The sequence below is a fragment of the Auraticoccus monumenti genome, assembly GCF_900101785.1.
GTDB classification, from domain to species: Bacteria; Actinomycetota; Actinomycetes; order Propionibacteriales; family Propionibacteriaceae; genus Auraticoccus; species Auraticoccus monumenti.
Genome location: NZ_LT629688.1, coordinates 638,015 through 662,441, shown reverse-complemented (window position 1 = coordinate 662,441; position 24,427 = coordinate 638,015). Strand labels below are relative to the sequence as shown.

Sequence of the window (24,427 nt, the reverse complement as noted above, 5' to 3'; positions counted from 1 at the left end):
CCATGGCCATCACCCTCCCTGCCGGCGCCGAGCCGCTGCTCGCCCACGTCGGCGTCGAGTGGCCCGAGGTCGACGAGGACGTCCTCGCGGAGTGCCAGCGCGCCTGGGGCCGCTGGTTCGGCGTGGCCAAGGACCAGCGGCGCGACAGCGACCACGCGATCGCCACCATGGAGGCGACCAACCGCTCCGACGGTCTGACCGAGTTCGTCCGCTGGTGGGGGCGGGTCGGCACGGAGCAGGGGCACCTGCTGCTCTTCGCCGGGATCGCCCAGGCGATGGAGATGTCGCTGGTGGCCAGTCAGGCGCAGATCGTGGTGATGAAGTCGGCCGTGCTGGGCTGCCTGCCGTCCATGCGGCTCATCTACATGTCCGAGACGGTGGACTTCGGCCCCGGTGCCGACGAGCTGGTCGACGCCGGCACCGCTGCGGCCTACCAGCAGGTCGAGGCGCTGAAGGCGTCGATGGACATCTGGCTGACGGTCCTGAGCAAGCTCGGGGTGCCGGTGGCCGGTGCTGAGGGGCTGGCGCTCGGGGCGCTGGCGAAGGTGATCAGGAGCCGGCCGATCCACGCGTCGCGGGAGCGGGTGCAGTGGCACCAGCGGCCGATCCAGGAGCGACTCGCCTCCGCGCAGGTCTGGACGGGTCGAGGGAGTAGCGGCAAATTCCCGGCCTGGGCTTCGCCCTGCGCGGTGCTCAAGCGCGTGGACCCTCAGACGGGCATGGTGACCAACTACGCGGTGTACGACGCTCAGGGCAAGATCGTGAGAAGGGTTGACCTGACTGGCAACGCCCATCCGAGCGCTCAGCGAAGAGACGTCCCAACCCCGCACACGCAGTTCTACTCGTTCAACCAACACGAGGGTCGTTACTTCATCAGCCCTGATCCCGACGCTCGACCTGCCACTCCGGAGGAGATCCCGTGACCCGACTGACGCTGCCCGAGGCGCTGGAGCACTCACACCGGTACGGGGCGGACAGTGAGCTGTATCGGGCGTGGGGAGCGCAGGAGCTCGGTCTGTACGAGGCACCCGAGACGGTCATCCGACTCCAGGCGATGCTCGACGACGAGGACTACGTCGTCTACATGCAGGTGGTCGAGGCCCTGACCAAGAAGCACGGTGCACTCGACCTGGTTCTGGCGGCGGCCGCTGAGCACCTTCCCGTGGGCGGATGGCTCTGGCTGGAGGCCGCGCTCAGCGAGGCGATCAGTCAGGGCACGGACGTGCGTCGTCTGCTCGCCCACGAGCGCGGGCGGGTGGGTGGTCCACGACGGGAACTGGTGGAAGAGCTGTGGGGGCGTCTGTGGTTCGAGCTCGACGATGCGGTGCCAGGAACGAGGGGACGAGGTCCGACACCACGGGACATCGAGCGTGACTGGGGATTCGTCGAGTGGTTGCGGTTGTCGCGGGTCTTCCTTCCCGTCGATGCAGCTGCTGCTTCAGCAGGCCTCGCTGCGCTGGACGACGACAGGGCGTTCCGACGGCTCCAGCAGATGGCGTTGGGACTCAACGTGAACACGGTGGAGCCAGCCTGCGAGGCGCTGCTGGGTTCTGGCACGGCCGGTCTCGACTTCGTGCTGCGGCTCTGCGTGGAGTGCTGGGAGGACTACCTCACCGACGGCATCGCCTTGCCTCTCCAGTGGGCAGTACCCGGCGAGCTGAGAGCGGCGCTCACCGACCGCCGGGAGAACTCGCCCGACGCGCTGGCTCGGGAGGGCGCCGACTGGGCCCTGAAGTACTTCGCCTTCGCCATGCCGCCGCTTCCCGGTGAACCCGCCCGTGAGGTGTTGACCATGCGACGTGCTGGGGATCCAGTGCCGGCCACTCCGGAGGAGATCCCGTGACCGGCTGGGATGACCACGTCGACGACGCGATCACGCCTACGGGCGCCATCGGCGACGAGCCGTCGGCTGACGTCGAGCGAGGTGCGGGTGAGGTGGCGTTGACCGAGCGCACCGGTGGTGTGTCGCTGAGACTCCGTGGTGTCCGGATCTCCGACCTCGTCATCGATCAGGCGCTGCTCGCGACGCCCGACCAGCTCCGGCGCTCCCTGGTCGAGGTGATCGAGCAGGTGGCCCAGCAGGCGTCCAAGATCGACCTCCGCCACGAGCTCGCGAGACAGGTCCTCGACACCGACATCGAGCAGCAGCTCCGGCAGGTCGACGAGGCGATGGTCCAGCTGGGCGACGTGACCCAGGTGGTCAGCCGGTTCATCGCCGAGTCGCTTCCCCGTCGGCACGAGCTCGGACGACTGCGCCCGCAGGTCGACCGTCCATCGAGACCGCGAGGGCTCAGCTGGTGATCCTCGCCGTCGCAGGCTGGCTCACCAGTTGCGATGCGGCGGAACAGGCGCGACGCCTGCCCGGTTGTCCCTGGCATGACTGATGTCGCCGAGAAGGCCACCGCACTGCTGGCTCTGCACACCGCACCCGAGCTCCTGACCGTCGTGAACGTCTGGGACGTGATCACGACCAAGGTGGTGGGTGACATCGAGGGGACCCGGGCGCTGGCCACGGCCAGCCACTCGATCGCCGCCTCCCGCGGCTACGAGGACGGGGAGAACATCCCGGTGGACGAGATGATCGCCGAGGTGGCACGCATCGTGGCCGCCACGTCGCTCCCTGTCAGCGCTGACCTGGAAGCGGGCTACGGCGACGCCGCCGAGACCATCCGCAAGGCCATCGGCGTCGGCGTCGTCGGCGCCAACATCGAGGACCAGCTGAAGCCGCTGTCCGAGGCCGCCGCCCAGGTCGAGGCCATCATGGCCGCCGCTGCCGCCGAGGGCGTGCCGGACTTCGTGCTCAACGCCCGCACCGACGCCTTCGTCCGCGGCGCGGACAACCCGCTCCAGGAGGCCGTCACCCGTGGCAAGGCCTACCTGGACGCCGGCGCGCCCGTCGTGTTCGTCCCCGGCCCGCTCGACGAGGAGGCGATCAGCACGCTGGTCGCGGCCTTCGGCCCGCAGCGGCTCACCACCATCGGCATCCCCGGTTCGGTGCGGCTGTCGCGTCAGCAGGAGCTGGGCGTGGCCCGCGTCTCCTACGGACCGATGTCGCAGCGGGTGGCGCTGACCGCACTGGCCGAGCTGGTGGAGGCGGTGCACGCCGACGGTGGCGTGCCGGAGAGCATGCGCCCGCTCAACTGACCCCCGAGCCGGGTCCGGCGTATGTCCCCGGCGCGAGGCCGTCCTGCTGAGGGCGGACTCAGCCAGGGGCGAGCCTCCCGCGGAGGTCGAGCCGGGCCTGGTCGGCTGCCTCGCGCCCGGCCGCCCATCCGGCGGCGTCGGACACGCTGGACGAACGCCGGGTGATCGCGGGGAAGTGCTCGTAGACGGCCGCCTCGACCCGCTCGTCCTGGTCCCGCAGTGCCGGTAGCAGCCGGTCAGCCTGCCCTGACGCACGCACCGCGACCTCGTCGACCTCCTGGAGCCGCTCACCGATCCGTCGGGCGTAGGCGATCAGGAACGCGTGCCGGAACGACCGGGTGGTCGAGCGTCCGTACCGGGTCTGGCGCCCGTGGCGGAACATCGCCTGGTCGCCTGCACCAGCAAGGACGTGGCCAGCAGCTCCACCACCTCCAGGTCGTGCGGGTCGCCGAGCACCGCGCTGAAGCCCAGCCGGTCCACCGCCACCGCCCGGCACCGGTTCGCCATCGCGACCGCCGCCACGAGGGTTGCCTTGGCGCTGACGTAGGGGGCGTCCAGCCAGATCCGGCGCAGCGCGACGTCGGCGGGGCCGCGCTGGTGGCCTGATTCCTCCTCGAGCAGCCGGTCCAGGGCGTAGCGGCTGATGAGCTCCTGCGCCTTGGTCGTCAGTGCCTCGGCCTCGTCGTCGTGCACGGTCGACTCCGCCTTGGCCAGCAGCGCTCGCACCGTGGCCAGCTTCCGGTCCTCGGGCCGGGACTCCCTCTCCGGCGTGGGTCCAGGGGCGGGGCGCATCGCCTCGCTGGTGGGCAGGATCGCCAGCAGGGCGATCAGCCACAGGGCGCAGGCGATGCCGTCCTGGGTCTGGAGGTCCGGCGGTCGGGGGAGGCCCACCTGCTCCGACAGCGCGCGTTGCTGCGAGGCGCTCACTCCTGTCGCGCCCGACGAGCGCTCGATCACTGCGACCAGCGCGCCCACGTGCTGCCCGCCCGACTGGCGGCGGACCAGCTCGACCAGCTCTTCCGGGCTCCAGCCACCACCGAGCGCGCGGCCGAGCAGCTGGTCCAAGTTCGTCCTCAGCACGGTAGCGGCGTGGGGCAGCACCGCGGGGTCCAGCACCGCCATCAACCCTCGGGCGAAGTCCTGGGAGCTCTCGCGTCCGTGCCGGATCGTCCCTCGCACGGCCGCGCCGACGTGCCTCTCGGCGGCCTCCCGGGCACTCAGGTCCTCGCGCGTGCCACCGGGGTGTCCGAAGACCGACGAGGCCCCGGGCGATCTCGTCCCGGGACCGGGAGCTCGGCCGGCTCCGCCTCGCTGGCGTCGCGTGGCGGCTCGCCGCTGCTGTCTAGTCCTGCTCATCTGCCATCCCCCGATGTCCGACGATCCTGTCTCGCAGACGCTAGGAGTCGCCACTGACAGAACTGGACGGCGGCGGGCGCCCAGGGGTCGTGGTCCGAGGGCCCGACGTCGACCGGGTGCGGCGCCCGCTTCAGGCCAGCAGCCGGCGGACCGCCAGAGCGGCTCGACCTCCCGAGACGAGCGCTCCCTGGATCGACGGGGTGTCGCGGTGGTCCCCGGCCAGCACGGTCCGCTCACCCACCCGGACCGGGCGCTGCAGCGGGAGCCCGGGCACCTGCGCAGGCAGCGCGCGCGGGATGTCCGAGCGCACCACCAGGTCCCAGTCCTCGGTCCGTGTCTGCCAGAGCCGGGACATCTCGGCTCTCACCACCCGCTCGTCGAGCGGCTGATCCCCCTGCCGCACCGCGCTGGCCTGGACCAGCGTGCGGCCCGCCGGTGCGTAGGCCGGCGCGATCGCGCTCATGACCGCGGTGTTGGCCAGCGGACCACCCGACCCGGAGACCCGCAGGAACGTGTCCGACAGCGGCGTGCTGGCGGCGAACCACCACGTGGTCAGCCCCCGCATCACCGCGGTCTCCCGACCGGTGAGCGTCGCCGCGTCGGCGGCATCAGTCGCGACGACCACGGCGCGGGCCGTCACGGCCGTCCCGTCGGCGACGCGCACCGTGACCGTCGACCCCGTCTCCTGCACCGACTCGACGGTCGTCTTGTAGCGGATGGTGGCGCCGGACCGGGCCGCGAGCTGGTCCGACAGCGCCTGCATCCCCTGGGCCGGTACCCCCGGGGTCGCCTTCAGGAAGCTGCGCAGCACCAGCCGCACGTAGCGGTCGGAGGTGGCTCCGTCGACGTCGGCGAGGACACCGCTGAGGAACGGCGCGAGCACGGAGTCACGCAGCGGCCCGGTCAGGCCGAGCCGGTCCCAGTCCTCACCGAACGCGGCATCGGGAGCGGCCTCGAGGCGCCGCACCGGCCCGACCGCCGGGAGCGCCCACCGCGCCGCGCCGACCAGGGCACGGGGACGAAGCAGCCGCAGGGTCACCGACGAGCGCAGCGTGGCGGGGAGGAGCGCCGGGTGCCGGAGGGGGTCGGCGATGGTGTGGACACTGCCGTCGGCGTCGACCACTCGCACCCCGCGCCCGGCCACCTGGAGGTCGAGGGCGTCGACGTCCACGTGCCGCTGGACGGCGGGGTAGGAGGGGTTCAGCAGCTGGAAGCCGCGGTCGCAGCGGAACCCGTCGACGACGTCGGTGCGCACGCGACCCCCCGGTCCGTCGGCGCGCTCGAGCACCAGCACGTCGACGCCTGCACCGGTCAGGGCGCCGGCGCAGCGCAGACCGGCCAGCCCGGCCCCCACGACGACGACGTCCACCTCGGTCAGGGTCACCCGTCCATCGAACCACCAGGTGCACCAGACCCCGCTCCCACATCGTGCTGACTGGGCAGAAGCTGATGCCAGAGTGCGACGTCCTGCCGGGTAGTCCCGGCCGGACGTCGCACGGGGAGCCCGTGAGTCGGTCAGGCGGGCTCGCGCTGGGTCAGCATTCGGGTGCCGGTGCCCACGGCGTCACCCGACGGTCGTGGAGCCGGTACCGGCCGTCCGCACGACGGCGTCGTCAGTGCCCGTGCGAACCGGACCGGCATCGCACCCTACGGAGGGGGAGACGGACGCGCGGCGTTCACGCGGGCGCCGCACGGTGCTCGGCTGGCGGTACCGCGGACGTCCTAGCGTCAGCGCCGACCCTCCCGCTCACCCCCAGGAGCTCGTTGTGCCCTCTCCCTCGTCCACGCGTCGTCTGCGGGGCCCGGCCCTGCTCCTCGCCGCAGCCGTCACCGCCGGCCTCACCGTCTTCTCCGGACCGGCCGCCGACGCGGCACCGGCCACGCCGCCGCTGGAGTGGCGGGAGGGCTTCGACAGCCTCGCCGACGACCTGCAGCCCCGGGCGTCCGACCCCGGTATCGCTGCCGGGGAGGTCGGCTTCACCCACGACGCCCCGAAGGGCTGGAGCATCGAGAACGACGCCTCGATCGAGCAGGGCGGGGTCGAGGAGTGGCGCGGCTGGAGCTTCACCACGCGTGACTTCTGGGTCGACGCCGAGGACCAGATGCGCAACCGGTTCGCCCGCGCGCACGAGGTGATCGCGGTGGCCGACTCCGACGAGTTCGACGACCTGCCCGCCGGCGCGCACCGCTTCGACACCACCCTGGTCTCGCCCGAGGTCCGGGTGCACCGGCAGAGCGACCTGAAGCTCGCCTTCGACACCCACTACCGGCAGTGGACCGGTCAGCGGGCCACGGTCACCGTGGAGTTCGACGGCAGCGGCGAGCAGGTCGAGCTGCTCGGCTACGACTCCAGCACGGTCGCCCAGGACGACGGGCGTCTGATGAACGGCCACGAGGACCTCGACGTCCAGGTGCCGGCGGGGGCGAAGCGGGCGGTGTTCCGCTGGCGCTTCACCGCCGAGCGCAACAGCTGGTACTGGGCGGTGGACAACGTCCACCTGACCAAGGCCCAGCCACCGGTCAGCGCCGAGGCGGACCCGAGCTCGCTGTGGGTGGTCAGCGACATCCAGGGCCACCCCGGCGACTTCTCCCACGGCCTCACCGACCTCGCCGCGCTGCGACCGGACGCCGGCGGCCTGCTGATCGTCGGTGACCTGGTCAACAGCGGCACCACGGCGGAGTGGGACGAGATCTACGCCGTCCGCGACGAGCGCGACGGCATCCTGCCGCCACAGGTGATGTCGGCCATCGGCAACCACGAGCGCTACGCCCCGGGTGGCTTCCCGGTGCTGCGCGACCGCTTCCTCGACTTCGCCGAGCGCGACCAGGTGTGGGGCGAGTACGTCGTGGAGAGCGAGAACGGCGTCGACGTCCCCGTGCTGATCCTCGGCCAGGACGCCGCCGGCCCGACCGACGTCCCCATCAGCGACGAGCAGATGAGCTGGTTCCGCGAGCGGCTGGCCTACTGGACCACGCAGCAGCGCCAGGTGCTGGTCGCCACCCACTTCCCGCTCGGGAACACCGTCTCGGCCAGCTGGATCCCCTGGTACTCCGAGCACCACCAGCGCAACGACGAGCTCACCGATCTGCTGGGGGACCACCCGAACGCCGTGGTGCTCAGCGGCCACACCCACTACCCGCTCGAGCTGGGCGACTGGGCCGTGCAGCGTCGCACTCCCGGCGGGCACCCGGACGGCTTCTGGGCGGTCAACACCGGCGCCATGCACGTCGAGTGGGACGCCCGCGGGGAGAACACCCAGGGCATCACCGAGGTCGTCACCCGCGACATCAACCGCGGACTGACCATCGACGCCTACCCCGACCGGCTGGTCGTCAAGGCCCACGACTTCGGCGTGGCCGGGCCGGACGGCGGCAACACGATGAACCAGCAGATCCGCGAGGTCGAGATCCCGAACCCGTTCCCGCGCCGCTCCGGGAACTGGCCCCGTTGAGCACTCGCACTTCCTGACCCCTGCACCACGGCCCCGGGCCCTCGACCATCGAGGGTGCCGGGGCTGGGTGCGCTCGTCCGGGAGCGACGAAGGGCGGGACGCCCCGCCACCAGGACCGTCGAGGTAGACGGCTCCGACGTTTCCTTGAACCACGATGGGCTGCGTCAAAGGATACGAGGTCAAGGTTGTATCGAATGGCGGGCGGTGGGGCCGTCAGGGAAGGGTGAGGAAGTCGTCGCAGGCGACGTGGGTCGGCCACAGCGAAGCCCCTTGCCGCGCCGCCGCGGTACGCAGTGCCTGGGGCCAGGTCCGGTCGGCCGCGCGGACCGGACCAGGACCGGGTCGGCAGTACAGGATCGCGAGTGAGGCAGCGGAGTCGACGTCGTGCAGGACGCCCGCACACATCGTGAGCAGCTGTCGGCACTCCCGCGGGTCCGCGCTCGCCGGCACGCCGTCGATCTCGACCAGGTCGGGCAGCATGAGCCCGTCGGCGTCGAGGAAGGCGAGGTACAGGCGTCGGTAGCCGAACCCGAGTGGTTCCATCAGCATCTGCCACCGAGCAGTGAGGTCGGCGTCGGAGCGGATCGGCGGGGAGTCCTGTGGTCGTCATCGTCATGCCTCCACCATGGGAAGAAGTTCGTGTCCGTGGTGGTGCAGCAGGCAGTTGTCCACAGGTCAGATGTCGAGCACCGGTGGGTGTGGACGACGTCCGACGACCGAAACGCAGCAACCGGTGTCGACGGGCTGAGCGGCGTACCTGCGTCTGGCGAGCTCAGTCGTCGCCTGCGGCCAGCGCAACGCGGAGGTCGGTGTGGATGAAGTCCTGGCCCTTGAAGAGCAGGGCTTCTCCCGTCGTCGCTGCGAGGGCGTAGCTGAAGCAGTCTCCGTAGTTGAGGCGAGCCGGGGACCCGGACCCGCGGCCGAAAACCAGGTGCGCGGTGCGAGCCCGACCCGCCTGCTCCGCGTCCACCGCGACGACCTCGGCACCGCAGACCTCCACGAAGGCGTCGAGCAAGTCCTGGCGGGTGGGTCCCAGAACCAGCGACGCCTCCACGAGGGTGGCGGCAGAGATCCTGACGCGGTCCGCGTCCTCGATCGCTGCAGCCATCTGCTCCGCCTCCGGTGCACCCTGGAGGACAGCCACGATGGCGGAGGTGTCGAGGATCACCGAGGGAGGCCGTGCTCGTCGTACAAGTCGGCGTCGACCAGCACCGGGGCAGGATCGGCAGTACTGCGCCGTTGCAGGTCGAGAAGCCGAGCGGCGACCCCCCGGCGGCGAGACCGGTCCGCAGCGAGCGTCTCCTCCAGCGCCTCACGGACCGCCCGCGTCGCGCTGACCCCCCGACGCCGGGCCAGCGCATGGGCCAGGCGGTGCACCTCAGGATCCTTGATGTTCATGGTCACCATGACGGGATTCTACCCATCAAGGTAGAAGTCGCCCGGTGTCAGGCGTCCAACGCCTCCGGCGTCTCCACGTGCCGCCGTCGGAACTCACTCGGCGTGCAGCCGTGCACGGTGCGGAACTGCCGAGCGAAGTACTGCGCGTCCGGGTAGCCCACCGACTGCCCGATCTCGCTGACCAACCGCGACGTGGTGATCAGCAGCTCGCAGGCCCGCGCCATCCGCAGCCGCTTGCTGTACTCCACCACCCCGCCGCCGGTGGACGCCCGGAACAGCGCCGCGAAGTGCGACGTCGACAACCCCGCAGTGCGGGCCAGCGCCGAGACCGACACCGTTGCCGCCAGGTCCTGCCGGAGCAGGTCGCGCACCTGGCGCACCGGCTCGGCCCGCTCGGGGTCGCCGGCCAGGTCGTCGGCGCTGATCTGGGCCAGCACCGACCAGGCCGTCCCCGCCGCGCGCACCAGGCTCGGCATGGTCTCGTCGGTCTCCAGCAGCTCCACCACCCGGGTCAGCTCCGCGGTCAGCCGGAAGGCGTCGTGGACCCGCAGCACCCGCGGTCGGGTGGTCCCGCCGCAGACCTGGGCCACCGCGGTGTCGGCGTCCGGGCCGCGGACGTGCATCCACCAGATCGTCCACGGGTCGCTGTCCTCGGAGCCGTAGACGTGCCCCACCCCGGCCGGGATGACCAGCACCTCACCAGCGGTCACGGCCACCCGTCCGGCCGAGGTCTCGCACCACCCGCGACCGGAGACGCAGAAGATCACGATGGTGCCCTGGACGCCGTGGCGACGTTGGCGCCCGTGGTGCAGGGCGTGCGGGAAGTAGCCGGCGTCGGTGACCAGCAGCCGGCTGGTCAGGCCGTCCGCTGACGCCGTCCGGACCACCTCGGCGGGCAGCACCCGGATCCGCTGACCGGGGAACCCCTCACGGATGCGCACGACGGCAGCATAGGTCACCAGATCGAGACCAGATCATCGGATCGTCCACCTGGGTCGGCGGGATCGTCTCTTCAACCGGCCCGGTCAGCCGACCTATCGTCAGGCCATGCTCACTGCTGAGACCGCGTCGGAGATGACGCGCCCACCCGAGCTCGAGGGGCTCGAGGTGGCCGCCTGGGACGGCTGGACGACCATGCCGACCTACGACCCGGCCGAGCCCGAGCAGCTCCCGATGTACCTGGACCGCCGCGTCTACCAGGGCTCGTCGGGCCGGGTGTACCCGTTGCCGTTCCACCACCGCATCGCCGAGGAGCCGACCCCCCGTCGCTGGCGGGCGCTGCACCTGCAGAACGAGTGGCTGCACGTCGTGGTGCTCCCCGAGCTGGGCGGGCGCATCCACGTCGCCCGGGACCGGGTCAGCGGCCGCGACCTGTTCTGGGCCAACGAGGTGGTCAAGCCCGCCCTGGTCGGTCTGGCCGGGCCCTGGCTGGCCGGCGGGGTGGAGTTCAACTGGCCCCAGCACCACCGGCCCGCCACCTACCTGCCGACGGACTGGACGATCGTCACCGAGGACGACCGCTCGGCCGTGGTCTGGTGCTCCGACCATGACCCCTTCGCCCGGATGAAGGGCATGCACGGGGTCCGGCTGCGTGCGGGAAGCTCTCGTCTCGAGGTGGACGTCCGGCTCTACAACCGCACCGAGCGCACCCAGACGTTCCTCTGGTGGGCCAACGTGGCCGCCCGCGTCGACGAGAACTACCAGTCCTTCTTCCCCCACGACGTCACGATGGCCGCCGACCACGCCAAGCGCGCCGTCACCGCCTTCCCGCACGCCGACCGCCCCTACTACGGCATCGACTACCCGGCCCGGGCCGGCGACCTCTCCCAGGCCGCCGACGGGACCAGCCGGGGTGCGGACCAGCTCGACTGGTACCGCAACATCCCGGTCCCCACCTCCTACATGTGCCTGGACAGCTCCGAGGACTTCTTCGGCGGCTACGACCACGGCACCGGCCTCGGTTTCGTCCACGTCGCCGACCACCAGGTCGCGGTCGGCAAGAAGCAGTGGACGTGGGGCAACTCCCCCTTCGGGCACGCCTGGGACGCCAACCTGGCCGACGACGGCTCCCACTACATCGAGCTGATGGCCGGCGTCTTCACCGACAACCAGCCCGACTTCAGCTACCTGGCGCCGGGGGAGACCAAGACCTTCCGCCAGACCTGGTACCCGCTGCGCGACATCGGGCCGGTCGACCGGGCCGGTCTGGAGGCGGCGGTCCGGCTGCACCGCGTCAACGGCGAGCTCGAGGTCGGCGTGGTCGTCACCCGCGCCCGGACCGGGCTGGAGATCGAGCTCATCGACGCCGACGGGACGCGGCGCAGCGACGTGGTCGACGTCGACCCCGGTCACCCGCACCAGGCCCGCCACGCCGGGCTCACCGCGCCGGTCACGCTCACCCTCCGCTCCGAGGGCGAGGTGCTGCTCAGCTGGACCGAGCCGGACCCGACCGCGGAGCGCCCCTCCACCGAGACCGACCCGGCCACGGAGCCGCCAGCCCCGGAGGACATCGACAGCGTGGAGGAGCTGGCGCTCACCGGTCAGCACCTCGAGCTCTACCGTCACCCGACCCGCGAGCCCGAGCCCTACTGGCGCGAGGCCCTGCGCCGCGACCCCGAGCACGTGGGCGCCCGCACCGGCCTGGCCCTCCGCGCCCTCCGCGCCGGACGCAGCGCCGAGGCCGAGCAGCACCTGCTGGTCGCCGACAGCCGGCTCCGACGCCGTCACCCCAACCCGCAGGACACCCAGGTGCTCTACCTCCTCGGGCTGGTCCGCGAGACGCAGGGTCGCGACGAGGAGGCCTACGACGCCTTCGGCCGCGCCTCCTGGACCCGGGCCTGGCGCGCCGCCGCCGGCTACCGGATGGCCCGCATCGACGCCCGCGCCGGCCGCCACGCCGACGCCCTGCACCGGCTGGCCGACGTGGCCCGGGTGGAGCCGGAGCACCTGCAGGCCGCCGCGCTGGAGTTGCTCTGCCGACGCCACCTGGGCGACCCGAGCGCCGAGGACGTGCTGGCCCGCGCCCGCCGGCTGGACCCGCTCGACGCCTGGCTGCGGTTCCTCGACGGGCAGCTGCCCAGCGAGGACGCCCAGACCTGCCTCGACGTCGCCCTCGAGCTGACCGGGGTGGGGGAGACCGCGGCCGCGCTGGCCGTCCTCGACCTGGCCGAGGGGCGCGAGGACTTCCGTCCGTTGGGCCAGACCGCCACCCGCCCGCTCTTGTCGTTGTATCGGGCGGAGCTCCTGGCCGGGCTCGGTCGCGACGAGGAGGCGCGAGCCGCCGCACGTCGTGCCGGTGAGGTAGACGCCCGCTGGTGCTTCCCCGGCCGGCTGCAGGACGCCGCCGTGCTGGCCCGCGCGCTCGGCGCCGGCTCCGACGCTCCGCTGGACGACCTCGGCCGACTGCTGGACGGCGTCCCCGCCTCCCCCCGGGCGGCGACCCTGCTCGGGCTCTGGGCCTACTCGGTCGGCCGCCACGACGAGGCGGCTGCGCTCTGGAAGGCTGCCACGGCGGTCGTCCCCGGCGACGCCATGGCCTGGCGAAACCTCGGCATGCACCGGGTCAACCAGCGCGGCGACCTCGACGGCGGCCGCGAGGCCTACCGCGCCGCCTGCGCTGCCGAGCCCGACGACGCCCGGCTCCGCTACGAGCAGGACCAGCTCGCCGCCCTGGCCGGTGAGTCGGCGACCGACCGGCTGACCGCCTGGCGGCAGCGCCCCGAGCTGGCCGGCCGCCGCGACGACGCCTCCGTGGAGGTGGCCTCCCTGATGGTCTCCACCGGCGAGGCTGAGGCCGCGCTCGACCTGCTCCGCCGCCGGGTCTTCCAGCCCTGGGAGGGCGGGGAGGGCAAGGTCCTCGGCGCTTGGGAGCGGGCCCACCTGCGGCTCGGCCTGGACGCCCTGGCCGTGGCCCGCGGGGCGGAGGCCGCCGAGCGCTTCACCTCCGCCCTGACCCCCGACCCGACGGTCCTGGGCGAGACCCGCCACCCCCTCGCCGCCACCGCGCAGCTGCACCTGCTGCTGGGCGACGCCGAGGCTCTCGCCGGACGTCCGGACCGTGCCGAAGCGGCCTGGCGCGAGGCGGCCGGCCAGCGCGGGGACTTCCAGGCGATGGCCACCCAGACCCACAGCGAGACCACCTTCTGGGTCGTGCTCGCGCTGCGCCGGCTGGGCCGCACCGAGGAGGCCACCCGGCTGACCGAGGAGCTCCGCCGGTTCCGCGACCAGTACGCGACCGAGACCCCGACGGTGGACTACTTCGCCACCTCGCTGCCGGACCTGCTGCTGTTCACCGAGGACCCGGTCACCAGCCGCAACCGCCGAGTCGCCTTCTTCGACGCCCAGCTGGCCCTGCTCGATGGCGACCCCGACCGGGCCGACGCGCTGCTGACCGACCCGGAGCTGTCGGCGTCCACCCACGCCGTCGACCTGCTCGCCGCCGTCCGCGACCTCGGCGACGCCCTGCTCGACGGCCCGCGTCCCGGCGCCGCCGAGCCCGCCCGAGAGCGAGCCCTCTCATGACGCCCGCCCCCGCGACCTGCCCACCCCGCTCCACCACTGACGGGGCCCGACCCGCCAGCGCCAACGACGACGCACAGGAGGACCACCACCCATGACCACTCACCTCAGCTCCCTCAGCAGGCGCGGCCTGCTCACCGCCGGCGCGGGGATCAGCGCCTCGGCCGTCCTCACCTCCTGCGTGGGCAGCGGCGGCGCCGAACCCGGTCCGGCCGCCTCCGGTGGCGCGTCCGGCGGCGGCGGCGGCGGCCCCATCGTCTTCCAGAACTCCATCCAGGACACCGCCCCCAAGGCGGCCCTGGAGGAGATCGTGGCGGGCTACGAGAGCGAGGTGACCATGAACTCCGTGGCCACCGAGCAGTTCCGCGCCCAGCTCACCAACTACCTGCGGGCCTCCGACCCGCCGGACGTCATCAGCTGGTACGCCGGTTCGGTGGCCCGCAACTACGCCAACGAGGGCCTGCTGCTCGACGTCTCCCCGCTGTGGGAGGGCGACGGCCCGTGCGCGAACTTCTCGGAGGGTCTGCGCACGCTCTCCCAGGCCGACGACGGCAAGCAGATCTTCGTGCCCACCAACTACTACTGGTGGTCCGTCTTCTACAAGAAGTCGGCCTTCGAGAAGTGGGGCGTGGAGCCGCCCGCCACCTGGGACGAGTTCATGGCCCTGTGCGACAACCTGTCCGGGCAGGGGATCATCCCGCTGGCCAACGGCATCGGCCCCACCCCGTGGATGGCCTCGGGCTGGTTCGACTACCTCAACCTGCGGATCAACGGCCCGGACTACCACCTGGAGCTGCTGGCCGGCGAGCACTCCTTCACCGACCCCGAGGTGGTCGACGTGATGGAGCAGTACGAGCGGCTGATCCCCTACTTCGACCCCAACATGGCCTCCTACGACGCCCAGCAGGGCGCCACCCCGCTGGCCCAGGACGAGGCCGGCATGTACCTGATCGGGGCGTTCGTCAGCCAGTACCTGCCCGAGGACCAGCGCGACGACCTGGACTTCTTCTCGGTGCCGGTGATCAACGACGCGGTGCCGACCGCGGAGGAGGCCCCCACCGACGGGTTCTTCGCCGCCGCCGGCAGCGACAACCCGGAGGGCACGCTGGCGTTCTTGTCCTACCTGGCCTCGGCCGAGCAGCAGCAGGCCTTCATCGAGGGGGCGGCGTCGTCGAACCTGCCCACGTCACCGGACGTCGACACCTCGGGCTTCTCCCCGCTGGTGCAGAAGGGGATCGAGCTGCTCAGCGGGACCGAGCGGATCACCCAGTTCTTCAACCGCGACTCCTCCGACGCGCTGCAGACCACCGCGGACGCCGCCCTGACCAAGTTCCTCTCCGACCCGTCGAAGCGGGACGAGGTGCTGCAGGAGTGGCAGAGCGCCGCGGAGCGGGTCTTCGAGTCGTGAGCACCGGCACCGAGGCCCCGGCACCGGCGCCGGGGCGCCGTCGCGGGGGACCGACGCCCTCGCGGCGGGGGTCGGCTGCGCCGCCGGGCACCCGGTCGACGTCCTGGGCGTCCCGGATGCGGCGGGTGCCACTGGTGGTGTGGCTGTTCCTGGCCATCCCGCTGGCCGTCGAGCTGGCCTGGGTGTTCTGGCCCGCGGCCAACTCGTTCTCGCTGGCCTTCACCAGCTGGAACGGGATCGGGGCGGCCGAGCCGGTCGGGTTCGACAACTTCACCGACCTGGCCTCCGACCCGATCTTCCGCACCGCGCTGACCAACAACGTCATCTGGGTGATCGGGTTCGGCGGGCTGTCGGTGCTCGGCGGTCTGGCCCTGGCCGTGGCGCTGAACAAGCCGGGCCGCGGCATCGGGGTCTACCGCAGCGCGATCTACCTGCCGATGGTGGTCTCGATGGCCGTCACCGGTCTGTTCTGGCGGGTGATGTACCAGCCGGGCGGGCCGATCAGCGCCGGTCTGGACGTCCTGGGCCTCAGCTCGCTGGAGCGGCAGTGGCTGGCCGATCCCGACCTGGCCCTGTATGCCGTCCTGGTGGCCGGGATCTGGCGTCAGGTCGGCTACATCATGGTGCTGTACCTAGCCGGGCTGAAGGGCACCGACGCCAGCCTGGAGGAGGCGGCCTCGGTCGACGGCGCCAGCCGCTGGCAGACCTTCTGGCACGTGGTGATGCCGCAGCTCAAGGGCGTCAACATGGTGGTCTTCGCGGTCACGGTGATCGACTCGCTGCGCACCTTCGACCTGGTCTGGGCGATGACCCGGGGCGGTCCGTTCAACAGCACCCAGCTGCTCAGCACCTACATGTTCGAGCAGGCCTTCACCGCCGGGAACCTGGGCTACGCCTCGGCGATCGCCGTAGTCATCTTCATCCTGGCCATCGGCTTCATCATCACCTACCTGGCTCGCCAGGCCCGGGAGGAGGACTGACATGACCGCGACGACCCTCGGGACGACCGAGACCTCCGGGGCCGGGGTTCCCAGACGACGCCGGCGTGGACGCTCGCCCTGGCTGCACGTGGCGATGGTGCCGCTGACCCTGCTCTGGATCAGCCCGATCGTGTTCGTGCTGCTGATCGCGCTGCGGTCCTTCGACGACATCGCCGGACGCGGGCTGGGCGCCTTCCCGGCGTCGCTGACCCTGGACGGGTTCGCCGGCGCCTTCGCCGGCGGGAACCTGCTGCGGGCCCTGGGCAACAGCCTGCTGGTGACCGCAGCCGGGGTGATCGCCTCGCTGGCACTGTCGTCCTGGGCCGCCTACGCGCTGAGCCGCTACCGGATCCCCGGGCGCAAGGCGATCCTGCTGGTGATGCTGGCCGGCAACCTGCTCCCACCGCAGATCCTGCTGGTGCCGGTGGCCCAGATCACCCAGTCGATCGGGATCTACGACACCCTGTTCGCGCTGACGCTGGTGCAGGTCGGCTTCGGCATCGGGTTCTACACCTTCGTGCTGCACGGCTTCATGCGCGGGCTGCCGGAGGAGATGTTCGAGGCGGCCCGGCTGGACGGGGCCGGGGCGGCGCGGATCTACGCCCAGCTGGTGCTGCCGTTGTCACGGCCGTCGCTGGCGGCCCTGGCCGCGCTGGCCACCACCTGGATCTTCAACGACCTGATCTGGGCGCTGACCGTGCTGCGCAGCGAGACCAAGTTCCCGATCACCGCGGCCCTGCTCAACCTGCAGGGCGGCTACTCCAGCCAGTGGAACGTCATCGCCGCCGCCTCGCTGGTGGCCGCGGTACCGACGGCGATCGTGTTCTTCATGTTCCAGAAGCAGTTCGTGTCCGGGCTGCTGGTGGGGAGCAACAAGTGAGCCGCTCCTGGACCACCGGCTTTCGCCTGGTTCCGTGAGGCCCAGGTCGGTTCCGGACGGCGGGTGGTGGGGCGTCGTCCGGGCCGGAGGTCGGGAGCCGGAAGCCTGCCTGGACGCCGTCCGACCGTTGACTGACTCGCCGTTTGAACTGACGGGCCCGATGCGACACGCCGCGGTCGATCCACCGGCGTCGTGATCGAGCAACAACCCGGCCGGCCCATCACCGGCCGGAACCCTGACCAAGCAACGTCCCGAGCGCACCAGAGCCAGAACTGACCCGACCTGGAGGCCGACAGCCGATGACCACCACCGAGACCTTCCTCGCGGACGCGACCCCGTCGACCCAGGACGCAGACCCCTTCCAGCTCGACGTCGCCGGCACCTGGTCACTGCGTCTCGACCCCGACGACGTCGGCGAGCGCGAGCGCTGGTTCGCCGAGGACATCGACGGGACCGATCAGGTCCGTCTGCCGGGCTCGCTGCAGGAGCAGGGCTTCGGTGACGAGATCACCGTCGACACCCCCTGGACCGGTCTGGTGGTGGACCGCTCTTTCTACACCGACGACCGCTACGCCCCCTACCGCGAGCCGGGTGCGGTGGCGGTGCCGTTCTGGCTGCAGCCGCGCCGCTACTACCGCGGGGCGGCCTGGTTCTCCCGCGAGGTCGCGGTGCCGGAGTCCTGGCGCGGTCGCCGGGTGGTGCTGGATCTGGAGCGGGTGCACTGGGAGTCCACGCTGTGGCTGGACGACAGACGGGTGGGGTCCGAGCGCAGCCTCAGCACCCCGCACCGCTTCGACCTCGGGGTGCTCGAGCCCGGACGCCACCGGCTCACCCTGCGGGTCGACAACCGCACCATCGTCGACGTCGGCCCGAACGCCCACAGCATCTCCGACCACACCCAGGGCAACTGGAACGGCGTCATCGGCGAGCTGACCCTCACCGCACAGCCGGTCGTGGTGATCAGCCACGTGATGACGCTGCCCGACGTCGAGCGGCGCTCGGTGAGGGTCAAGGTCGACCTGGCCAGCGGCACCGCCGGCGTCGGCGCGGGCACGGTCACCGCGACCGTCCGCCGTGTCGGCGCCAACGCTGCCCCGGTCTCGGTCAGCGCCTCGTTCGACTCCGAGCAGAGCCGTGACCTGGTCGAGCGCGGCATGGTCGCCGGCGGCGGGCACGTCGACCTCGACGTCGAGCTGGGGGAGGACGCGCCCACGTGGGACGAGTTCTCCCCGGCGCTGCACGAGCTGACCGTGGAGCTGGAGACCACGGTCGACGGCGCCGTCCACACCCACGGCCGCACCCTCACCTTCGGGCTGCGCTCGGTGGGCACCGAGGGCACCCAGATCACGGTCAACGGCCGTCGCACTTTCATCCGCGGGACGCTGGAGTCCGGCGTCCACCCCCTGACCGGCCACCCGCCCACCGACGTCGCGTCGTGGCGCCGGATCATCGACATCTGCCAGGCGCACGGGCTCAACCTGCTGAGGTTCCACTCCTGGTGCCCACCCGAGGCGGCCTTCGTCGCGGCCAACCAGGCTGGCTTCTACCTCCAGGTCGAGGGGCCGGTGTGGGCCAACCAGGGCGCGGCGATCGGGGAGTCGCGACCGGTGGACGCCTACGTCTACGAGGAGACCACGGCGATCCTGCGCACCTTCGGCCACCACCCCTCGTTCCTGATGATGGCCCACGGCAACGAGCCCGCCGGCCGGGACGCGGAGTTCCTCGGCCACTGGGTGGCTCACGTCCGGCGGCTCGACCCGCGGCACCTCTACACCAGCGGCGCCGGCTGGCCGACCATCCCCGAGAACGACGTCGACAGCATCTCCGAGCCCCGTGTGCAGCGCTGGGGCGAGGAGCTGGAGTCGCGGATCAACGGCCGCCCGCCGGAGACCACGACCGACTACACCGAGTACGTCCAGGCCTCGCCGCGACCGATCATCAGCCACGAGATCGGCCAGTGGTGCGCCTACCCCAACTTCGCGGAGAGGGAGAAATACACCGGCCTGTTGCAGCCGCGGAACTTCGACATCTTCGCCGACTTCCTGGCCCAGGGCGGCATGGCCGACCAGGCTGAGGAGTTCCGGCTGGCTTCAGGTGAGCTGCAGGAGCTGGCCTACAAGGAGGACATCGAGGCCGCGCTCCGCACGCCCGGCTTCGGCGGCTTCCACCTGCTGGGGCTCAACGACTTCCCCGGCCAGGGAACCGCGCTGGTCGGGGTGCTGGACGCGTTCTGGCAGGAGAAGGGCTACTGCACCGCAGCGGAGTTCGCCCGGTTCTGTGGTCCGACCGTGCCGCTGGCCCGGCTGCCTAAGCGGGTCCTGACCAGCGGTGAGGAGCTGACGTTCACCGTCCAGGTCGCCCACTTCGGCGCCGCTGCGCTGGAGGGCGCGACCGTCGCCTGGACGCTGCAGGACGACTCGGGCGCCAAGCTCGACAGCGGGACGGTCGGCGGCAGCACCGTGGCGATCGGCAACAGCTCGATGCACGGCGAGGTGAGCGTGGCGGCGCCGGAGTCTTCTGAGGCCCGTCGCCTGTCGCTCGAGGTGACCGTCACCACCGCCGAGGGCGAGCAGCACGCCAACGACTGGTCCCTGTGGGTCTTCCCACCTGCAGCCCCCGCGCCAACGTCGGACGTCCTCACCACCCGTGACCTGGAGGAGGCGCTCGAGGCCGCCGAGGGTGGCCGAACGGTGCTGCTGTTCCCCGAGCTCGGCGCCCCGCACACCGAGGTCGCCCTGGGCTTCTCCCCGGTCTTCTGGAACACCGCCTGGACCCGCAACCAGGCCCCGCACACCCTCGGCATCACCCACGACCCGGCGCACCCGGCCCTGGCCGGCTTCCCCTCCGACGGCCACACCGACTGGCAGTGGTGGGAGCCGCTGCACGGGGCGAACGCCGTGGTGCTGGACGACCTCCCGGAGGTCCACCCGATCGTCCAGCCCATCGACACCTGGTTCTCCGCCCGCCGCCTGGGCCTGGTGTGGGAGGTGGGGGTGGGGGAAGGACGGCTGCTGGTCTGCTCGATGGATCTTCACTCTGACCTGGACGTCCGGCCGGTGGCCCGGCAGCTCCTGGCCAGCCTCTTGGGCTATCTGGGCGGTGAGGGACGTCCCGCGCCGACCGTCTCCGCTGAGGCGGTGCGCCAGCTGCTCACCCCTTCTCCCACTGCCGACGCAGGGTGACGAGCGTGCTGAGGCACCGGGCTCAGCCCGCCAGGTGCCGTGAGAGGCAATGTGATTAGGGGTGATTAGCGACCAGGCCACGATCGTTTCCCCTCGCCGGACGGCCGATGGCTGAGCGACGCCAGCCGCTCACCGTCGAGGTCGACCTCGAGCACGGTGGGCGCTGGACTTCGCTTCGCACCCCTCACCGCGAGTGGCTCTGGCAGCGACCGTCGGTGTTGGCGGAGCGCGGGGCGGCGCACCCGGGTGACGCCTTCGTGGACGCCGGCGGGGTGGAGGAGTGCTTCCCCACCGTCGCCGGCCGCCTCGATCACGGGGACGTCTGGTCCCGCCGCTGGACAGGGACCGCGGCAGACGCCCGCGTCCAGGCGTCCGGCTGGGATCTGCGCAGGCGTATGGACGTGCCCGACGGTCTACTGACCGCGCGTTACACCGTGACGGGTGAGCCCGGCCGCGGCCTCCTACACGCGGTACACGGGCTTTACTCGTTGTCGGAGTCCGCCCGGGTGGTGCTGCCATCGGGGACGCCAATGCGCGTCCAGGACGTCGCCGCCAACGGCCCTTGGACGTCGACGGCGTGGCCTGGCGTGACGTCACTGGAGCGGTGTGGCCCAGAGGACGGGACCGCATGGTTGGCCGTCGTGGCCACCGACACCGTCCAGCTCGTAGACGGTGAGGACGTCCTGGTGCTGCGCTGGCGAATGGAGCGGGGGACAGGTCCGGTGTCGCTCCTGCTGTGGCGCAACCTCGGCGGCTGGCCTACTGGCGCGCCGTACCGGTCCATCGGGGTTGAACCACTGCTAGGTGCCGCGACCGACGTCGACACGGCACAGCCGGGACAGCTGGCGCGCGCCGACGACAGCGGACTGAGCGAGTGGTCCGTGCAGGTCGAGAGTCTCAAGAACTGACCGGCTACCTGCCAGCGCCACATTGGCCAGTCGTCAGCACGACGGGACTAGCGATCAGCGCCTCGCAGGTGACACCGTCCTCAGGCCACCGCCACACGGGCGCTGGTCAGGAAGTCCGACGGTGCCGGGTGCTGCAGTTCCCAGGTGATGGCGATGGGGCGTTCCCCCTGGTGGGAGACGTACGTCGCGGGGCCCAGGAACAGGTACGGGTTGGTACCGAACTCGCCCTTGCGCGTGTGACGGACAAAGAGCAGTACGTGGCTGCGGCCCTTCAAGTAGCGTCGCCCAGTCATCGAGGCGGCCGCTGTTCGGGACTGGGACTCCCAGTGGAAGAGCGTGTCGCTGATCGGGTAGTCGGCGTACATCGTGGTGGGGGAGTAGTCCCCCTCAGTCTTGTTCAGCGTGATGAAGAAGGCGTCGACGTGCAGCTCCGGGATGTAGACGACGCCCTCACGCATGCTGTTGGGCAGTCGTCCCTCGTCGTGGTTCCACTGGGGCGTGAAGCCCAGCGCGGCCAGAACCTCCTCCCGCGAGTACTGCGCATGCACCTGCAGCGGCACGTCCGCCAGCTCACCGTCGAGGCTGGTCGTGACATGGGCGACCTGGCCCAGGGCGACGTCCAGCACCTGGCGCAGCTCAGCGCAGATGGCCGGCTCCTGCTCCAGCATGCGCAGCGACTGACGCACGGAGGGAGACGGGGCGCCCGTGGGCCACAGCGAGAAGAGGAGCATCGCTGCCAGCCTGCGCTCGCGAGCGTTCGTGGGCTCGAAGCTGGGGTCGTCCAGCAGCGTGGCATACACCTGCAGGCGTTCGAGGTCGTCCGCGTGCGCCAGTGCTCGTGTTCGCTTGAGCAGCGCCTCCTCGTGGATCCGGCCTTCTGGCGTCGGCAGCGCGGCCTTGCGCTGGAGTTCCGTCCACGAGTGGCGCCCCTCGTGCAGGACATCTGCGAGCTCCACGCCCGTGTCTCGTAGGAAGATGTCGAGCGGCGGGGTGTCCCCGCGCTGATTGGCCATGGATCGCACTTCGCTGATGAGCTGGTTCCAGCGCTGTCCGAGCTGCTGCCGAAGGTTCTCGAGCACCAGCTCCTGGCTGACTCGGTCGAGGATGATCTGGCAGCCCGAAGGCAGGAAGGGGAAGCCCTCGTCGATATCACGCTGCAGGTCTCGCCTCGATCGACCGGTGAGCGCACGCAGCTTGAGGTCGTAGCGGAACTCCCGGCGCTGCTTGCCGACGAAGTCGAGGACCGTCAGCACATCCTTGTCGCGGGTACTGCGCAGGCCGCGGCCCAGCTGCTGCAGGAACACGGTCGTGCTCTCAGTGGGTCGCAGCAACAGGACGGTGTCGACCTCGGGGATGTCCACACCCTCGTTGAAGACCTCGACGGTGCAGATGACGTTGATGCGTTGCTGGCGCAGGTCCTCGACCGCCGCCTGACGACGGGGTCCCGGCGTGCCACCGTGGACGGCCACCGCCTCGACGCCACTGTCACTCAGGGCCCTCGCCATGTATTCGGCATGGGCGACGCTCACGCAGAAGGCCAGCGCCCGCATCTGCCCGGTGTCCGTCACCTTGTCCCGGAGCTGCCGCAGCACGATCCGCGTGCGGGCGTCATTGCCGGTGTACACACCCTCGAGCTGACCGGTGTCGTAGCCGCCTCGCCGCCAGGTCAGCTGCGAGAGGTCCGTGCTGTCGTGCACGGCGAAGTAGTGGAAGGGGCACAGCAGCTCGGCCTCGAGGGCCTGCCACAGCCTCAGCTCGGACGTGGCCACGCCATCGAACAGGTCGCGGACGTCGGTTCCGTCGGTCCGCTCCGGAGTCGCCGTGAGCCCGAGGGTCTCCACCGGCTGGAAGTGGTCGAGCACTCGGCGATAGGTGACCGCGGCGGCATGGTGGAACTCGTCGATGACCAGGACCTCGAAGTGGTCAGCCGGCACCGTGTCGGGACCCAAACTGCCCAAGCTCTGGATGCTGGCGAAGACGTGGTCCCACTGCTCTGGGCGACGGCCGTCGACGTACAGCTCGCCGAAGCTGCCGTCGCCCAGCACCTCCCGGTACGTCCGCAGTGACTGCTCCAGGATCTCCTTGCGGTGTGCCACGAAGAGCAGTCGTGGGCGTCGCCCGTCCGTGCAGAGCCGGCGATAGTCGAGCGCGGCGACCACGGTCTTGCCGGTGCCAGTGGCGGCGATGACCAAGTTGCGGTGCCGGTCGTGGACACGCCGGGCGACGTCGAGCTCCTGCAGGATGGCCTGCTGGTGCGGGTAGGGCCGCACCTCTAGTCCCGAGATGGACAGGGTCACGCGTTCGTGGGCGCGCCGACCTGACGCTTCCTCCAGGGCCTGGTCGAGGCGCTCCCGGTGCAGATCCGGGTCGTAGCTCTCGAAACCGGGGTCATTCCAGTAGGACTCGAAGGTCGCCTCGAACTTGGTCAGCAGGTCGGGCGTCGACGTGCGCGACACCCGGACGTTCCACTCGACGCCGTCGAGCAGTGCGGCGGTGGAGAGGTTGGAGGAGCCGACGTAGGCGGTGTCGTAGCCGGTTGCTCGATGGAACATCCACGCCTTGGCGTGCAGGCGCGTCCGTCGAGTGTCGTAGTGCACCTTCACGGACGCGCCGAACTCGCGCACCAACCGATCAAGAGCGGTCCGCTCGGTGGCGCCCATGTACGTCGTCGTGATCACTCGGATTGGCACGCCGCGCTCACGAGCTCGCTGTAGTGGTTGCTCCAGGAGACGAAGTCCATGCCACTTGACGAAGGCGCACAGCAGATCGACCTGGTCGCTCGAATCGATCTCTGCCCGCAACTCGGCGGCAAGCTGCGGCTCGCCACGGCTGTTGGTCATGAGGGCCGAGTCGTTGAGCGGCGTGCTGGGCCGGACACTGGTCGATGGGCCAGCCTGAAACTGGTCCCGGTAGCTGATCGCTTGCAGCTGGCGGGCCGGCCCTTCGACAGTTGTTCCCGCGTCCTCGAGAACCGCGAGGACGCGGTTTACCAGCTCAAGTCGGCGTTCGGCGGACGTCACCGTTCGGAGCACCCGCTCGACCGATTCAGCGACATGGCGGCTGAGAACGCGCGGTACCTCAGCGGCGTCCACCGCAGAAACGGACGGGTCTCGATCTCGCAGCTGCGCCAGACGCTCGTTCAGAGATTCGGTGACAAGCGCTTCGTAGAGGCCGTGATCCATGGCGAGAGCTTGGCATGAG

The 24,427-nt window shown here is 71.2% G+C and carries 19 protein-coding genes; 11 read left to right on the top strand and 8 right to left on the bottom strand.

Translation table 11 applies throughout. The features are described from left to right. The first annotated feature begins 2 nt into the window (after positions 1-2). The 4 genes from BLT52_RS02980 (at position 3) to BLT52_RS02965 (ending at position 3,144) form a co-directional block, all read left to right on the top strand. Positions 3-923, top strand: coding sequence for a polymorphic toxin type 24 domain-containing protein (locus BLT52_RS02980; RefSeq protein ID WP_090590499.1), 921 nt, complete (start codon positions 3-5; stop codon positions 921-923). After that, positions 920-1,843 (top strand): hypothetical protein, encoded by a 924-nt coding sequence (locus tag BLT52_RS02975; RefSeq protein WP_090590496.1) that lies wholly within the window; start codon positions 920-922, stop codon positions 1,841-1,843. The genes BLT52_RS02980 and BLT52_RS02975 overlap by 4 nt, the downstream gene beginning before the upstream one ends. Then, entirely contained in the window at positions 1,840-2,301 is a 462-nt protein-coding gene (locus BLT52_RS02970) for a hypothetical protein (protein WP_090590495.1), read from the top strand. Before BLT52_RS02975 ends, BLT52_RS02970 begins: the two co-directional genes overlap by 4 nt. Positions 2,302-2,376: 75 nt before the next feature. Then, a complete protein-coding gene (locus BLT52_RS02965; RefSeq protein WP_090590492.1) occupies positions 2,377-3,144 on the top strand; it encodes an isocitrate lyase/PEP mutase family protein in 768 nt (255 codons plus the stop codon). A gap of 58 nt (positions 3,145-3,202) precedes the next feature. On the opposite strand, the gene BLT52_RS20690 is transcribed toward BLT52_RS02965, so the two are convergent. The 3 genes from BLT52_RS20690 to BLT52_RS02950 all read right to left on the bottom strand — a co-directional run bounded on the left by BLT52_RS20690 (position 3,203) and on the right by BLT52_RS02950 (position 5,884). Further along, positions 3,203-3,403 carry a hypothetical protein gene (locus tag BLT52_RS20690; RefSeq protein WP_157676942.1) on the bottom strand — a complete coding sequence of 67 codons (201 nt, stop codon included), beginning with the start codon at positions 3,401-3,403 and terminating at the stop codon, positions 3,203-3,205. Between the two features lie 53 nt (positions 3,404-3,456). After that, the gene (locus BLT52_RS02955; RefSeq protein ID WP_172803979.1) at positions 3,457-4,266 is read right to left on the bottom strand and encodes a DUF2786 domain-containing protein; all 810 of its coding nucleotides are present in this window, start codon (positions 4,264-4,266) and stop codon (positions 3,457-3,459) included. Between the two features lie 364 nt (positions 4,267-4,630). After that, on the bottom strand, positions 4,631-5,884 hold the full coding sequence (locus tag BLT52_RS02950; RefSeq protein ID WP_197679169.1) for an FAD-dependent oxidoreductase: 1,254 nt from the start codon (positions 5,882-5,884) through the stop codon (positions 4,631-4,633). A 382-nt stretch (positions 5,885-6,266) separates the two neighbouring features. Here BLT52_RS02950 and BLT52_RS02945 point away from each other — a divergent pair, with 382 nt between their 5' ends. Next, positions 6,267-7,952, top strand: a complete 1,686-nt coding sequence (locus tag BLT52_RS02945) for a metallophosphoesterase family protein (RefSeq protein ID WP_197679168.1) — start codon at positions 6,267-6,269, stop codon at positions 7,950-7,952. A gap of 213 nt (positions 7,953-8,165) precedes the next feature. Here BLT52_RS02945 and BLT52_RS02940 read toward each other — a convergent pair whose 3' ends face one another. The 4 genes from BLT52_RS02940 to BLT52_RS02925 form a co-directional block, all read right to left on the bottom strand. Continuing rightward, on the bottom strand, positions 8,166-8,501 hold the full coding sequence (locus BLT52_RS02940; protein ID WP_090590486.1) for a hypothetical protein: 336 nt from the start codon (positions 8,499-8,501) through the stop codon (positions 8,166-8,168). 223 nt (positions 8,502-8,724) lie between these two features. Beyond that, positions 8,725-9,060: a type II toxin-antitoxin system VapC family toxin gene (locus tag BLT52_RS02935; protein ID WP_231946473.1), complete on the bottom strand. Its 336-nt coding sequence runs from the start codon at positions 9,058-9,060 to the stop codon at positions 8,725-8,727. A gap of 56 nt (positions 9,061-9,116) precedes the next feature. Continuing rightward, positions 9,117-9,359, bottom strand: a complete 243-nt coding sequence (locus tag BLT52_RS02930; RefSeq protein ID WP_090590482.1) for a type II toxin-antitoxin system VapB family antitoxin — start codon at positions 9,357-9,359, stop codon at positions 9,117-9,119. Between the two features lie 38 nt (positions 9,360-9,397). Further along, positions 9,398-10,291, bottom strand: a complete 894-nt coding sequence (locus BLT52_RS02925) for an AraC family transcriptional regulator (RefSeq protein ID WP_197679167.1) — start codon at positions 10,289-10,291, stop codon at positions 9,398-9,400. A gap of 106 nt (positions 10,292-10,397) precedes the next feature. Between BLT52_RS02925 and BLT52_RS02920 the strand changes: the two genes are divergently transcribed. From BLT52_RS02920 to BLT52_RS02895, 6 genes are all read left to right on the top strand, one after another. Further along, on the top strand, positions 10,398-13,871 hold the full coding sequence (locus BLT52_RS02920; protein ID WP_090590479.1) for a DUF5107 domain-containing protein: 3,474 nt from the start codon (positions 10,398-10,400) through the stop codon (positions 13,869-13,871). Between the two features lie 91 nt (positions 13,872-13,962). Further along, entirely contained in the window at positions 13,963-15,276 is a 1,314-nt protein-coding gene (locus BLT52_RS02915) for an ABC transporter substrate-binding protein (protein ID WP_090590477.1), read from the top strand. Between the two features lie 125 nt (positions 15,277-15,401). Beyond that, positions 15,402-16,256 (top strand): carbohydrate ABC transporter permease, encoded by an 855-nt coding sequence (locus tag BLT52_RS02910; RefSeq protein ID WP_231946472.1) that lies wholly within the window; start codon positions 15,402-15,404, stop codon positions 16,254-16,256. A 1-nt stretch (position 16,257) separates the two neighbouring features. Next, entirely contained in the window at positions 16,258-17,136 is an 879-nt protein-coding gene (locus tag BLT52_RS02905; RefSeq protein ID WP_090590473.1) for a carbohydrate ABC transporter permease, read from the top strand. A gap of 299 nt (positions 17,137-17,435) precedes the next feature. Next, positions 17,436-20,318, top strand: a complete 2,883-nt coding sequence (locus tag BLT52_RS02900; protein WP_090590471.1) for a sugar-binding domain-containing protein — start codon at positions 17,436-17,438, stop codon at positions 20,316-20,318. Positions 20,319-20,425: 107 nt separating this feature from the next. Next, positions 20,426-21,226: a hypothetical protein gene (locus BLT52_RS02895; RefSeq protein WP_090590469.1), complete on the top strand. Its 801-nt coding sequence runs from the start codon at positions 20,426-20,428 to the stop codon at positions 21,224-21,226. 80 nt (positions 21,227-21,306) lie between these two features. Here the strand turns inward: BLT52_RS02895 and BLT52_RS02890 are convergent, their stop codons facing one another. Continuing rightward, a complete protein-coding gene (locus BLT52_RS02890; protein WP_090590466.1) occupies positions 21,307-24,408 on the bottom strand; it encodes a DUF3427 domain-containing protein in 3,102 nt (1,033 codons plus the stop codon). Positions 24,409-24,427 lie beyond the last annotated feature (19 nt).